General features: G+C 69.8%; 9 protein-coding genes. 8 read left to right on the top strand and 1 reads right to left on the bottom strand.

Going from position 1 to position 14,028, the window contains the following annotated elements:
• The first annotated feature begins 2 nt into the window (after positions 1-2).
• From ACFVV1_RS18845 to ACFVV1_RS18820, 6 genes are all read left to right on the top strand, one after another.
• Positions 3-626, top strand: coding sequence for a TetR/AcrR family transcriptional regulator (locus ACFVV1_RS18845; RefSeq protein WP_389990301.1), 624 nt, complete (start codon positions 3-5; stop codon positions 624-626).
• A gap of 81 nt (positions 627-707) precedes the next feature.
• Positions 708-2,042, top strand: a complete 1,335-nt coding sequence (locus ACFVV1_RS18840) for an MFS transporter (protein WP_389990300.1) — start codon at positions 708-710, stop codon at positions 2,040-2,042.
• Between the two features lie 279 nt (positions 2,043-2,321).
• Positions 2,322-3,929, top strand: a complete 1,608-nt coding sequence (gene cimA, locus ACFVV1_RS18835; RefSeq protein WP_389990299.1) for a citramalate synthase — start codon at positions 2,322-2,324, stop codon at positions 3,927-3,929.
• A 251-nt stretch (positions 3,930-4,180) separates the two neighbouring features.
• The gene (locus tag ACFVV1_RS18830; RefSeq protein ID WP_389990298.1) at positions 4,181-5,554 is read left to right on the top strand and encodes a hypothetical protein; all 1,374 of its coding nucleotides are present in this window, start codon (positions 4,181-4,183) and stop codon (positions 5,552-5,554) included.
• Positions 5,555-5,718: 164 nt separating this feature from the next.
• Positions 5,719-8,400 (top strand): SpoIIE family protein phosphatase, encoded by a 2,682-nt coding sequence (locus ACFVV1_RS18825; RefSeq protein ID WP_389990297.1) that lies wholly within the window; start codon positions 5,719-5,721, stop codon positions 8,398-8,400.
• A gap of 274 nt (positions 8,401-8,674) precedes the next feature.
• Positions 8,675-9,745 carry an NAD(P)/FAD-dependent oxidoreductase gene (locus tag ACFVV1_RS18820; protein WP_389990296.1) on the top strand — a complete coding sequence of 357 codons (1,071 nt, stop codon included), beginning with the start codon at positions 8,675-8,677 and terminating at the stop codon, positions 9,743-9,745.
• Between the two features lie 151 nt (positions 9,746-9,896).
• Here ACFVV1_RS18820 and ACFVV1_RS18815 read toward each other — a convergent pair whose 3' ends face one another.
• Positions 9,897-10,514 carry a YceI family protein gene (locus ACFVV1_RS18815; RefSeq protein WP_389990295.1) on the bottom strand — a complete coding sequence of 206 codons (618 nt, stop codon included), beginning with the start codon at positions 10,512-10,514 and terminating at the stop codon, positions 9,897-9,899.
• A 215-nt stretch (positions 10,515-10,729) separates the two neighbouring features.
• Between ACFVV1_RS18815 and ACFVV1_RS18810 the strand changes: the two genes are divergently transcribed.
• Positions 10,730-11,254 carry a hypothetical protein gene (locus ACFVV1_RS18810; protein ID WP_266748826.1) on the top strand — a complete coding sequence of 175 codons (525 nt, stop codon included), beginning with the start codon at positions 10,730-10,732 and terminating at the stop codon, positions 11,252-11,254.
• 220 nt (positions 11,255-11,474) lie between these two features.
• Positions 11,475-13,817, top strand: coding sequence for a LamG domain-containing protein (locus tag ACFVV1_RS18805; RefSeq protein WP_389990294.1), 2,343 nt, complete (start codon positions 11,475-11,477; stop codon positions 13,815-13,817).
• Positions 13,818-14,028 lie beyond the last annotated feature (211 nt).

Below are 14,028 nucleotides of genomic sequence, written 5' to 3'. Positions count from 1 at the left end.
CCGTGCCCCCCGCTCCACGCCGACGCAACACCGCCCCGCCCCGCGAGGAGCTGCTGGCCGCCGCCATGGCCACCATCGCCGAACGGGGCCTCGACGGCCTCACCATGGCCGGGCTCGGCCGCGAGGTCGGCATGAGCAGCGGACACCTCCTCTACTACTTCCGCACCAAGGACGAGCTGCTGCTCCAGACCCTGGAGTGGAGCGAGGAGAGGCTCGGCGCGGAGCGGCGCACCCTGCTGTCCGGTCGGGCCACGGTCCGCGAACGGCTCGACGCGTACATCGATCTGTACCTCCCCGACGGCCCCTGCGATCCGCACTGGACGCTCTGGCTGGAGGTCTGGAACCGCTCGCGGAACGCGGACGACGACGCACGCGCCCGGCAGGCCGCGATCGAGGGCGCCTGGCACCGCGACCTCGTGGCGCTGCTGGCGGAGGGCGCCTCGCGCGGCGAGTTCCGTACCGTCGACGCCGAACGGTTCGCGACCCGGCTGCGGGCCCTGCTCGACGGGTTCAGCGTCCACGTCGCCGTCGGTATCCCCGGCACGGGCCGCGAGCAAGTCCTCGCCCGGGTCAGGGAGTTCATCGACGACTCGCTCACCGCCCCGGAGCGGCCGGGAACGCCGTGAACCAAACGCACGTAAGTACGCGTGATCGTTGCCCGTTGCGCTCTTGTTGTGCTCCCGGCTGTTCGGGCACGGTGACGGACCATGGGACGAGAGCAGTGGAAGAAAATCTGGGTCGGCTCCGCCGGCAACATGGTCGAGTGGTTCGACTGGTTCGTGTACGCGACCTTCGCGGTCTACTTCGCGGACTCGTTCTTCCCTGAAGGCAACGAGACCGCCAACCTCATGAACACCATGGGGATCTTCGCCGTCGGCTTCTTCATGAGGCCCGTCGGAGGCTGGCTGCTCGGCCGGATCGGTGACCGCAGAGGCCGCAAGGCCGCACTCACCCTCACCGTCACCCTCATGTCGGCCTCCGCGATCCTCATCGCGGTCGCGCCGACGTACGACGTCGCGGGCTACGGCGGCGTCGCCGTCCTGCTGGTGGCCCGGCTCCTCCAGGGCCTCTCCGTCGGCGGCGAGTACGCCGCCAGTGCCACCTACCTGACCGAGGCCTCCGCACCCCACCGGCGCGGCTTCGCCTCCAGCTTCCAGTACGTGTCCATGACCGCCGGACAACTCGTCGGCCTCGGCCTCCAGATCGTCCTGCAGCGCAACATGTCCGACGCCGCCCTGCACAGCTGGGGCTGGCGCATCCCGTTCATCGTCGGCGCGCTCGGCGCCGCGATCGTCTTCTATCTGCGCCGCTCGATGCTGGAGACCGAGGTCTACGCGGAGTCCGGCGCGGCCGAGCAGGAGGACCGCGGCACCCTGAAGGCGCTGTGGCAGCACAAGCGCGAGGCGTTCCTCGTGATGGCGCTGACGATGGGCGGGACCGTCGCGTACTACACGTACACGACCTACCTCACCAAGTTCCTCTCCAGGAGCGCCGGCATGGAGAAGTCCACCGCCTCGCTCGTCAGCTTCTGCGCCCTGTTCGTCTTCATGTGCATCCAGCCGCTGGCCGGAATGCTTTCCGACCGGATCGGCCGCCGCCCGCTGCTGATCACCTTCGCTGTCGGCTCCACCTTCCTGACCGTGCCGATCATGACGATGCTCAAGCACGCCGGTACCTTCTGGCCCGCCTTCGGCCTGGCGCTCCTCGCCCTGGTCGTCGTCACCGGGTACACCTCGATCAACGCCTGTGTGAAGGCCGAACTCTTCCCGACCGGCATCCGCGCCCTGGGCGTCGCCCTCCCGTACGCCATCGCCAACGCGCTCTTCGGCGGCACCGCCGAATACGTGGCGCTCTGGTTCAAGAAGGCAGGCATCGAGTCCGGCTTCTACTGGTACGTGGCGGGGTGCGCCGCGGTCTCCCTGATCGTCTACCTGGCCATGCGCGAGACCCGCGACATCGATCTGGGCCGGGTCGGCGCCGGCAAGCCCGGACAGGAGCGCTCGGAGCCGTCCGGAGCGAGCACCGTCACGCCCGCATCCTGAGACGGCGCACGGCACGGAGGCGGCCCTGTGCAAGACTGCCTCCGTGCCCTCGTTCGTCATGATTATTGGCAACAGGCGCGCCGGTCCGCAGTGACCGTCCCGTACCACCTACGTGCGGCGCGGCCACCGTGCCCCAGACCCGCGCGCAGACCTCTCGCACCCGCGAGGGGTTTTTTCGTTTTCCGGCCCTCACCTCGGCCGGGACGAGGCGCGCGGGATGATGGGGGCAAGTGGAGCCAGATCGTCCGGATCCACTCATCCGACAGGAGTCAGACCAGCATGACCACCAAGGCCAAGGCCACCGACGACAGTTTCCACGTCTTCGACACCACGCTGCGCGACGGGGCCCAGCGTGAAGGCATCAACCTGACGGTCGCGGACAAGCTGACCATTGCCCGGCACCTGGACAACTTCGGCGTGGGCTTCATCGAGGGCGGCTGGCCCGGCGCCAACCCCCGCGACACCGAGTTCTTCGCGCGCGCCCAGCAGGAGATCGTGTTCGAGAACGCCCAGCTGGTCGCCTTCGGCGCGACCCGCCGGGCCGGTGGCAAGGCCGCCGAGGACCCCCAGGTCAAGGCGCTGCTGGAGTCCGGCGCCCCGGTGATCACGCTGGTCGCCAAGTCCCACGACCGCCATGTGGAACTCGCCCTGCGCACCACCCTCGAAGAGAACCTGGAGATGGTCCGCGACACCGTCTCCTTCCTGCGCGAGCAGGGCCGCCGGGTCTTCGTCGACTGCGAGCACTTCTTCGACGGCTACCGCGCCAACCCCGAGTACGCCAAGGCCGTCGTCCGCGCCGCCGCCGACGCCGGCGCCGACGTCGTCATCCTCTGCGACACCAACGGCGGCATGCTCCCCGCGCAGGTCACTGCCGTCGTCTCCACCGTGCTCGCCGACACCGGCGCCCGGCTCGGCATCCACGCCCAGGACGACACCGGTTGCGCCGTCGCCAACACCCTCGCCGCCGTCGACGCGGGCGCCACCCACGTCCAGTGCACCGCCAACGGCTACGGCGAACGGGTCGGCAACGCCAACCTCTTCCCCGTCGTCGCCGCCCTGGAACTCAAGTACGGCAAGACCGTCCTCCCCGACGGCGCGCTCGCCGACATGACCCGCGTCTCCCACGCGATCGCCGAGGTCGTCAATCTGACGCCTTCCACCCACCAGCCCTATGTGGGGGTTTCCGCCTTCGCCCACAAGGCCGGACTGCACGCCTCCGCGATCAAGGTCGACCCGGACCTGTACCAGCACATCGACCCCGCGCTGGTCGGCAACACCATGCGGATGCTGGTCTCCGACATGGCGGGCCGTGCCTCCATCGAGCTCAAGGGCAAGGAGCTCGGCATCGACCTCGGCGGCGACCGCGAACTCGTCGGCCGCGTCGTCGGACGCGTCAAGGAACGCGAACTCAAGGGCTACACGTACGAGGCCGCCGACGCCTCCTTCGAACTGCTGCTGCGCGCCGAGGCCGAGGGCCGGGCGCGCAGCTACTTCCGTACCGAGTCCTGGCGCGCCATCGTCGAGGACCGCCCCGACGGTACGCACGCCAACGAGGCGACCGTGAAGCTCTGGGCCAACGGCGAGCGCATCGTCGCCACCGCCGAGGGCAACGGCCCGGTCAACGCACTCGACCGGGCGCTGCGCGTCGCGCTGGAGCGGATCTACCCGCAGCTCGCCAAGCTGGAACTGGTCGACTACAAGGTCCGCATCCTCGAAGGCCGCACCGGCACCGAGTCCACCACCCGAGTCCTCATCACCACGGGCGACGGCACCGGCGACTGGGCGACGGTCGGCGTCGCGGAGAACGTCATCGCGGCGTCCTGGCAGGCGCTGGAGGACGCGTACACGTACGGGCTGCTGCGCGCCGGGGTCGAGCCCACGGAGTAACGCGGTCGCGGCCGGGCTTCGTCCTCGAGCGCCGGACAGGCGTGGAATCAGGTCTGTCCGACGGCCGAGGGCGGTGCCGGAACACGGCGGGAAACGCTGGGGCGGGTCGGCCCCGGTCCGACGCCGCCCGCGCGCAGGAGCCGGACGTCCGGTCGCACCGGCGACGGCCACTGCGGCTGACTCCTGACGGGAGAGAGCCGACCCAGGTGGATGACCGCGCAGGCGGCACCCACCTGGGTTAGCTTCGATATATGCGGAACAGGTTGTTCCCGACCGTGCTGGCCGGACTGCTGCTGATTCTGTCGGCGTTCGTGCTCGCCGTGGCACCCGCTGCCCCCGCCGCAGTCGGTGCATCGACCGTCAACGATGTCGCGCAGGCGCTGCGCAAGAGCCCGGTGTACGTCGACCCGGCCGCCGCCGCCCAGCTCTCCCCGGGCCAGGCGGCCGCCCTGACGAAGAAGATCAAGGACGCCGACAAGCCCGTGTTCGTGGCCGTACTCCCGCGGACCCCGGCGTTCCCCGAGCAGAACCTGCTCACCACCCTGCGCACGGACACCGGCATCACCGGCGTCTACGCGGTCCGCCTCGGCAACGGATTCAACGCCGGCGCCGACCCGCAGGTGATGTCCACCCGAGCGGTGAGGAACCTGACCGCCGCGGTCAGGACGCCCGGCACGGACACCGACGCCGCGACCCAGCTGAACGCCTTCGTGGACCGGGCCGTCGAACAGGCCCGGGGCAGCGCCCCCGCCTCCTGGGGCGGCTCCTCGGCGGGCAGCGGACCGTCGTCCGCAGTCGGACTGATCACGGTCGCCGCGATCCTGGTGCTGGGCGCCGGTACGGCGTACACGATCGTCCGGCGCAACCGGAAGCGCAAGGAGAACGAGGAGCGGGCCGCGCTCGACAAGCTCCGCCTCGTCGTGGACGAGGACATCACCGCGTACGGCGAAACCCTGGACCGGCTGGACTTCCACCCCGCCGAGCCGGGCGCCGACGACGCCATGCGCGCCGACTACGAGCGGGCACTCGACTCCTACGAAAGCGCGAAAACCCGCATGTCCCGGGCCCGTCACCCGTCCGACGTGCGCGGGGTCACCCAGGCCCTGGAGGACGGCCGCTTCTCCCTCGCGGTCCTGCAGGCCCGCCGCACGGGCGCCGAACCGCCCGTCCGCCGTCCGCCATGCTTCTTCGACCCGCGCCACGGTCCCTCGGTCGCCGACGCCCGGTGGTCCCCGGCCGGCGGCACGGCCCGGGAGGTCCCGGTCTGCGCGGCGGACGAGATCCGGCTGCGCGAGGGCGAGGAACCGCTGAGCCGCACCGTCGACACGGGCGACGGCCGCCGCCGCCCGTACTGGGAGGCGGGCCCGGCGTACGGTCCCTGGGCGGGCGGCTACTTCGGCGGCGGTCTGCTTCCCGGCCTGCTGGCCGGCACGGTGCTCGGCTCGATGCTGTCCTCCCCGGCGTACGCGGACGAGTACGGCGGGGGAGACTTCGGCTCCGGCGGTGACTGGAGCGGCGGCGACTTCTCCGGTTCCGACTTCGACTCGTCCGGCTTCGACGGCGGCGGCTTCGGCGGGGGAGGCGACCTCGGAGGCGGCGGCGGCTTCGACGGGGGCGGATTCTGAGCCGTCGATCAGCGAACTCTCGGGCAGGTGCGATTCATGCTAGACCTGAAGTTATGTCTGGTATCGGCCGATTCCGGGCGGGGCTGCGGCGCACCGTCCGGCGACCACATCGGCACGATGGGGGGCGCTCGGGCCAAGCTCCCCCTGCGCCGCCCGACCGGAAAATGACCCACTGCTCCCCGGGGAGCGAACTGCGCGCGCTGTTCAGCGTGCGCACCCTGGCGGGCCAGGTCTTCTGCCTCGTGCTCGCGCTCGTACTGCTGCTCGTCGCCGCCGCCGCGGTCGCGCTGGTGGTGCAGAGCCGCCGCGACAGCCTGCAGCAGGCCAAGCTGCGCACCCTGAGCGTGGCCCAGGCATTCGCCGACTCGCCGGGGATCGTGGAGGCGCTGGGCACCAAGGACCCCACGGCGATCCTGCAGCCACGCGCGGAGGAGACCCGCAAGGAGGCCCGTGTCGATTCCGTCGTCGTGATGAGCGTCCACGGCATCCGCTACACCCACCCCGACCCCGCGCTGATCGGCAAGCACGTCATCGGCCCGTACAAGGAGGCACTGACCGGTCACGGCTTCACCCGGACTTTCAGCGGCAGCCGGGGGCCCTCGATCACCTCGGTGGTGCCTGTCGACCGGCCCGACGGGAAGGTCGTCGGCGCGGTGTCCGTCGGGCTCACCGACAAGTCGGTGAACATGGTGGCCGACCGGTCCATCCCGCTCAGTGCCGCAGCGGCGGTGGTCGCCGCGGCGATCACCACGGGCGGCGCGGCGCTCGTGAGCAGACGCCTGCGCCGTCAGACACACGGCCTCGGACCCGCAGAGATGACCCGGATGTACGAGCACCACGACGCGGTGCTGCACGCGGTCCGCGAGGGCGTCCTCATCGTCGGGACCGACCACCGGCTGATGCTCGCCAACGACGAGGCCCGCAGACTCCTCGACCTTCCCCCGGACGCGGAGGGCCGCGCGGTCATGGACCTCGGGCTGCCTCCGGCCACCGCGGAGCTGCTCGCCTCCGGCCGGACCACCACCGACGAGGTGCTGCGCAGCGGCAACCGGCTGCTGTCCGTCAGCCTCCGCCCGACGGACACGCGCGGCGCACCGCAGAGCACCGTGGCGACCCTGCGGGACACCACCGAACTCAGCGCGATCACGGGACGGGCGGAACTTGTGCGCGAACGCCTGCTGCTCCTCTACGAGGCCGGTACCCGGATCGGTACCACCCTCGACGTGACCCGGACGGCCCAGGAGCTCGCGGATGTGGCGATCCCCGGATTCGCCGACGTCACCACCGTCGACCTCGCTCCCCCCACCGTCCCCGGGGAGAAACCGGCCACGGAGACCGGAAACTCACTGGACATGCGCCGTACCGCGATCGCCTCCACGGACCCGGACCAGCCCCTGTTCCCGGTCGGACGAGATGTCGGCTTCGTTCCCAACAGGACCGGGGCCATGCGCGTGAACATCGCGGAGGCCGGGCTGGGCATCGAAGTGATCACCGCGCTGGGCTGGCGGCGCTGGTCCACCGAGCGTGCCAGGGACATCCTGGACTACGGATTCCACTCGGTGATCTCCGTACCGCTGCACGCACGCGGTTTCATTCTGGGCCTGGTCAACTTCTGGCGCGCGGGCGACACCGCCCCGTTCGACGCCGACGACGAGTCCTTCGCCGAAGAGCTGGTGGCACGGGCGGCCGTCAGCCTGGACAACGCCCGCCGGTACACACACGAGCACGAAATGGCCGTGACACTGCAGCGCAGCCTGCTGCCCCGCGGCCTGCCAGAACAGAACGCCCTCGATGTGGCCTACCGCTATCTGCCGGCGCGCGCCGAGGTGGGCGGCGACTGGTACGACGTGATCCCGCTGTCGGGCGCCCGCGTGGCGCTGGTCGTCGGTGACGTGGTCGGCCAGGGACTGCACGCCGCCGCCACCATGGGGCGGCTGCGTACCAGCATCCACAACTTCTCCGCGCTGGACCTCGCGCCCGACGAACTCCTCGGACATCTCGACGAACTGGTCAGCCGGATCGACCAGGACGAAGCGGTCGGCGGCGGCGTCGAGATCGCCGGAGCCACCTGCCTGTACGCGATCTACGACGCGGTCTCCGGGAACTGCTCGGTGGCCAGGGCCGGCCATCCCGGGCCGGTTCTGGTCCTCCCCGACGGCACCGTGGAGTTCTCCGAGGTTCCGGTCGGTCAGCCCCTCGGCATCGGCGGCATGCCGTTCGAGGCGGCCGAGATCCACGTACCCGAGGGGAGCCGTCTGGTCCTCTACACGGACGGCCTCGTCGAGCGGCGCGACCAGGACATCGACACCGGACTGGAGCTGCTGCGCGGCTCCCTGGCAGGTCGCGACCGGACACCGGAGGAGACCTGCGACGACGTGCTCGCCGCGATGCTGCCCGGCCAGCCGAGCGACGACGTGGCCCTCCTCGTGGCCCGTACCCGCACGCTCGACCCCGACCAGGTGGCGCGGTGGGCCGTCGCCACCGATCCGGCGGCCGTCGCCGGAGTCCGCAAGAACGTCACCCAGTGGCTCTCCGAACGCGGCCTGGACGAGGAGGCGTTCACCACCGAACTCATCCTGAGCGAGCTGGTCACCAACGCGGTGCGCTACGCCACCGGACCGATCGAGGTCCGCCTGCTCTACGACCGCAACCTGATCTGCGAGGTGTCCGACACCAGCAACACGTCACCGCATCTGCGCTACGCGGCGACGACGGACGAGGGCGGCCGGGGCCTGTTCCTCGTCGCCCAGTTCGCCGAGCGCTGGGGTACCCGCTACACCGAGACGGGCAAGGTGATCTGGTCGGAGCAGACGGTCGGCGAACCGGAGGAGGACGAGGGCGCTTGAAGCGCTGCGCGGAAGGCCGTGGGCGTTGTCGCCCGAAATGCCTGCGGAGAGCCGCCGTGACACGCTGAAACGGGGGGCGGGCCGGTCGCGGCATCGCCGGGGAAAAGCATGCACCGAGAAGCGGACGCGGGCCTGACGACCTGACCCAGGATCCGCTTGTTCCTCTTCGGTTGCATGGACCGCTTTCTCCCCGAAGAATTTGCCGCTTCGGCAAGGAATCTTGCTGATGTTGCGTTCTGTCGCGGACGCTCTCCAGTGAATGGAGGTGCTTCTCATGAGCGACATGAGTGATATCAGCGATATGAACGACACGATCGACGCGGATCAGCGGTACGACGTGGCGGTGATCGGCGGTGGAGCCGCCGGGCTGAGCGGAGCCGTATCGCTGGCCAGGGCGCGTCGATCGGTGCTGGTGATCGACGCGGGCCGGCCGCGCAACGCCCCCGCGTCGCACGTGCACAGCTACCTGGGACGCGAGGGCACACCGCCCTCGGAGCTGCTGGCCGCCGGCCGTGAGGAGGTGACCGGTTACGGGGGCGAGATCGTCGAAGGTGCGGTGGTGGCCGTCGAGCGGCTGTCCGGCGGCGAGGGGTTCCGTGTCGTACGGGAGGACGGGACTGCTGTCGTGGCGCGCCGGCTCCTGGTGGCCACCGGCCTCGTCGACGAACTGCCTCCGGCGCCGGGCGTGGCCGAGCGGTGGGGGCGCGAGGTCCTGCACTGCCCGTACTGCCACGGCTGGGAGGTCGCAACCCGCCCGATCGGTGTCCTCGCCACCAGCCCCCTGGCCGTGCACCAGGCGCTGCTGTGGCGCCAGTGGAGCGAGGACATCACCTTCTTCGTCCACACCGGGCCCGAGCCGACCGAGGAGGAGTACGAGCAACTGGCCGCGCGTGGCATCGCCGTGGTCGACGGAGAAGTGGCCGGTCTCGAGGTGGCGGACGACCGGCTCACCGGGGTGCGACTGGTGGGCGGCCGGGTGATCGAGCGCGAGGCCGTCGTGGTCCAGCCCCGCTTCACCGCCCGCGCGGGCGTCCTCGCGAGCCTGGGCCTGACGGCGGCCGAGCAGGAGATGGGCGGTCAGGTGATCGGCACGTACATCGCCGCCGATCCGACCGGAGCGACGGAGGTCCCCGGCGTCTGGGCGGCCGGCAATGTCACCGACCCCAAGGGGCAGGTCATCGGTGCCGCCAACGCCGGCCTGCGGGCCGCCGCGGCGATCAATGCGGATCTGATCGCCGACGAGACCCGCCGAGCGGTCGCAGCCCGTCGCCGCACGGCCTTCTCGGCGGCGGCGGAGCGCGAAGTCTGCGAGCTGACGTCCGGGGAGCGACGACACGGGCTGTGACCGGCCGGTCCGAAGGGGTCGTACGTCGAGGCGGAGTGGGCCCGGCCCGGCCGGACTGGGGCACCCCACGACGCCGAGCGCCCGCCTTCCGCCCCTGGCGGGGGAGGGGGAAGGCGGGCGCGCTCGGGCAGGGGCGTGAGCTGTAAGGGCGTCAGGCCTGCGGCGCGGCGGCCTTGATGGCGGAGATGTCGAAGTTGAGCTTGACCTTGTCGCTGACCATGACGCCGCCGGTCTCCAGCGCGGCGTTCCAGGTCAGGCCCCAGTCGGAGCGCAGGATGTCCGCGCTGCCCTCGAAGCCGACGCGCTCGTTGCCGTAGACGTCGGTGGCGGAGCCGTTGAACTCCAGGTCGATGGCGAGGGGGCGCGTGACGTCCTTGATGGTGAGGTCGCCGGTGACGCGGTACTGGTCGCCGCCGAGCTGCTCGGCCTGCGTGGAGCGGAACGTCATGAGGGGGAACTTCTCGGCGTCGAAGAAGTCGCCGCTGACCAGGTGGCCGTCGCGGTCGGCGATGCCGGTGTCGACGCTGGCGATCTTGACGTCGATGGAGGCGGCGGAGTTCGCGGGGTTGTGGCCGTCGAGCTTCAGGCTGCCCTCGTGCTCGCCGAAGGAACCACGCACGTTGGTGACCATGGCGTGGCGCACGGTGAAGCCGATGCTGCTGTGCGCCGGGTCGATCGTGTATTCACCGGTGAGGGCGGCCAGGGCCGGGTCCACGGCGGGGGTGGTGGCGGACGGGGCGTTGTTGTTCTTGCGGTTGAACAGAGCCATGGCTCCTCCTCGGGGGACGTGATCGAGTGGCGGTCGAAGTGGTTGTTTAACCTTCAACGAGATTGACTGTAGCGCCATCTATTTCAAAGTTCAACATCAGTGGTGCGGATTGTTGCGAAGGAGGAGGTGTTCGCCGTCTCACCCTCTGGCGACGCGCGTAGAACTCGGGCAGTATTTCCGTGCCCTTACTTGTCATGAGCAGGAGGAGTCCCCCCATGGTGTCCCGTATGACCCTGCGCCCCGTCCTGACCGCCCTCGCCCTCGTCCTCGGCGTCCTCTTCGCCCCCGGCGTCGGCGTCCTCGGCGGCGGTGCCACCCAGGCCCACGCCGACACGAAGCTCACCCACGCCCAGGCCACCGCCCGGTTCAGCTCCTCCGGGATCACCTGGTCGTCCTCCGGCGGCTGTTCCAACCGCAACGTCGCCACCTGCACCTCGTTCGACCAGCTCAACCTGGCCACCGCCCAGGGCGCCCAGACCCTCAAGAGCGCCACGGGCTGCGCGCTGAACATCACCGGCGGCACCGAGACGGGCCACGCCAGCGGTACGTACTCGCACTGGAACGGCTACAAGCTCGACTTCGGCAAGTCCACCTGCCTCACCAACTACGTCCACGGCGTCTTCGCCTACATAGGGCTGCGGGGCGACGGCGCTCCCCAGTACAAGTCGGGTTCCGGCAACATCTACGCGGACGAGGGCAACCACTGGGACGTGACGTACTACAACTGCGGCGGCTGCTGACTTTCGCGCCGCGGGCGTCAGTTCGTGCGGGTGCCCCGTTCGCCGGACGGGGCACCCGCACGGGTGCGCGATCACGTCGGCAACGAGCCGACGGAGAACACTGCTCGGTCCGGGCAACGAGCCGGGTGCCGCTCCCTGGGAAGACGCCTCGCGGCCGGAGACCGCGCGGCTGCCGGTGTGTGAAGTACCGGTCATTCCTCGACCCGAGGCAGGTACCCACATGAGACCCACCCGTGCGGTGCCGGCCGTGGCCGCAGGCGCCCTGGCCCCGGCCCTGCTGCTCTCCACCCCGTCCTTCGCCGCCGCAGCGGCCTCCTCGCCCGCCACCGCGCCGGTCGCGCAGGACGTGGGGACGGGCGACGATGACGCGGTCCTGAGCGTTGAATACGTCGGCAAGCCCGCGAAGCCGAGCGCCATCGGCCTGGTCACGGGATCCAGTCAGACGTGCACGACCAGCGAGTCCGCCCCGGCGATCGCCACTGACCCCACCCCCGCATTGACCGCCACGGCCCAGACGGAATCAGGCGGAGAGTCAGGAGCCAAACTGCGGCTGGTCATGGCTCTGGACAAGAAGGCTGGCACAACCTGGACCAAGGCAATGGGAGACATGCTGGTCCCGTCCAGCCCGGTCGGCGACAACGTCAAGGCCACCGCGTCGCCCTCCACCGCATTGGAAGAGAACGCGCTGTACCGCTACCGGGCCTGGACCCGGTCGTACTACGGTTCCGAATGGCTGTCCGGCCCGTCGAACGCTTCCACATCCGGCTGGTGCTACTTCAAGGTCGACAGCAAGGCACCCAAGCCCCCGACCATCACGTTCAACAAGACCGCCCCGTACACCCCGTGCACGGCGAACGAATGTGCCCCGGGAGGCAAGCCAGGTCAGGCAGGGTCCTTTACCCTCGGCCCGGCAACGGGGGACGTCAATACCGCTTACCGGTACAAGCTGTCCACCGATACCGCATGGTCGTCCTACGTGCCCGGTGCGACGGTGACGATCGCACCGGTGCCTCCGACCTCGGGCACGATGACCCTGCAGGTGGAGGCGAAGGACACCTACGGTCCAGGAGCCGCCAACTCCGTCGAGTTCGTGGTCAAGGAGGGCGACGGGCCGGTCGGACGATGGAACTTCCACGACACGGACGCGGAAGCGGTCGATTCCTCCACCACCGACCCCAAACTCCGGGACAACGCCACCCTGGCAGGCGGCGCCGCCCGAACCGGCCAAGGGCGCCGCGGTGAGATCACGATCACCCCGGCCACGGAGACCGCCCTGGCGGTCAAGGCCACGGACAATGGCCTCAGCCTCAACGGCACCACCGGCTACGCCGCGACCACCGGCCCCGTCATCGACACCCGCGCCTCGTACACGGTGGCCGCGTGGGTCCGCTTGAACGCGGACACACACAACGCCACCGCGGTGGGCCAGAACGGTGTCAACCGCAGTCCGTTCCTGCTGGGCTACGAGCAGAGCACCAAGAAGTGGTCCTTCCGCGAGGTCAACGCCGACGCCCCTGCCGACGGAACCTGGTCTTATCAGCGGGTCACTTCCAAGAATCCCGCCGTTCCTAAGGTATGGACCCATCTGGCGGGCGTGTTCAACGCCACCGACAACACGATCAGCCTCTACGTCAACGGTGACCTTCAGGGCAGCACACCGTTCACCACGCCATGGGCGGCGACCGGACCGCTGCAGATCGGCCGCGTTCACTGGTCGGGCACGTACACGGACTACTTCCCGGGCGTGGTCGATGAAGTGGCGGTGTGGCAGGAGGCGCTGACCGAGGTACAGGTGAAGCAGGAGAGCACGCTGCTCGACGCGTACGGGAAGCCTTCGGCGGAACTCGTCGCCTCATGGAACCCCGGTCAAGCCACTGGCACGTCGCTGGCCAACAGCGCACCGGGTTACGACGGCACCCTGTCTCTCTCCTCGGGCGCCTCGCTGGTCGACGACGAACTGGTACTGGACGGCACTTCGGGTGCCGGGACTACGCCGGGGCTGGTGGTTGATGATGCGGGGGCGTTCACGGTGACGACACAGGCAGTCGTCGACGCTTCCAAGGTCGTGACGAAGCCGGACGGCTACAAGGCCCAGATCCTCGGTCAGCGCACGGCCACTGGATCTTCTTGGAGCCTGTGGTTCGAGAAGACCGGCACCCGGCAGGAGCCCGAGCTCGACGAGAACGACGAACCGGTCCTCGACGAGAACGGCAACCCCGTCAACAAGACAGTTCCGGTCGGCCGCTGGCACTTCGGCCGCCTGACCGCCGACGGCACAGGAGCATCGGTCGTCAGCAAGGAAGACGCCATCCTCGACTCCGAGGTCCGCCTCACGGGTGTCTACAACGCTCAGAAGAAGATTATCCAGCTCTATCTCACCTCCGACCCTCAGAGCGACGACGCCATGGCCTACACCGCACAGATCGGCAGCGGTGAGCTCTCCGTCGGCAAGGGATATCTCGGAGCGTGGGGTAACTACCTGCCCGGACGGATCGGCGACATCCGGATCTGGTCGGGAGCACTGAGCGACGAAGATCAGGTGAGCGACATCGTCGGCACCTGACTCTCACTGCCCCTCACCTGACCGCAAGTAGCGGGGGCCGGCCTTCATGGCGGCCCCCCCGCGAGCCCTCAGCCCCGCTCTGTCACGCCGCCGCCGCTCGTTGCCGGATGACGGTATCTCCTGGAGAGAAGACGTGTCTGTGCCCAGATCCTTCCCCTCATTCCTGAAGTACGGCGGAAGACGCCGCTCGGCATCTGGCGCCCGGAAGCTC

It is taken from the genome of Streptomyces sp. NPDC058092 (genome assembly GCF_042884935.1).
In the GTDB taxonomy this organism is placed as follows: Bacteria; Actinomycetota; Actinomycetes; order Streptomycetales; family Streptomycetaceae; genus Streptomyces.
Note: the sequence above shows the minus strand (reverse complement) of the source record. Positions and strands in the feature narration are given on the sequence as shown.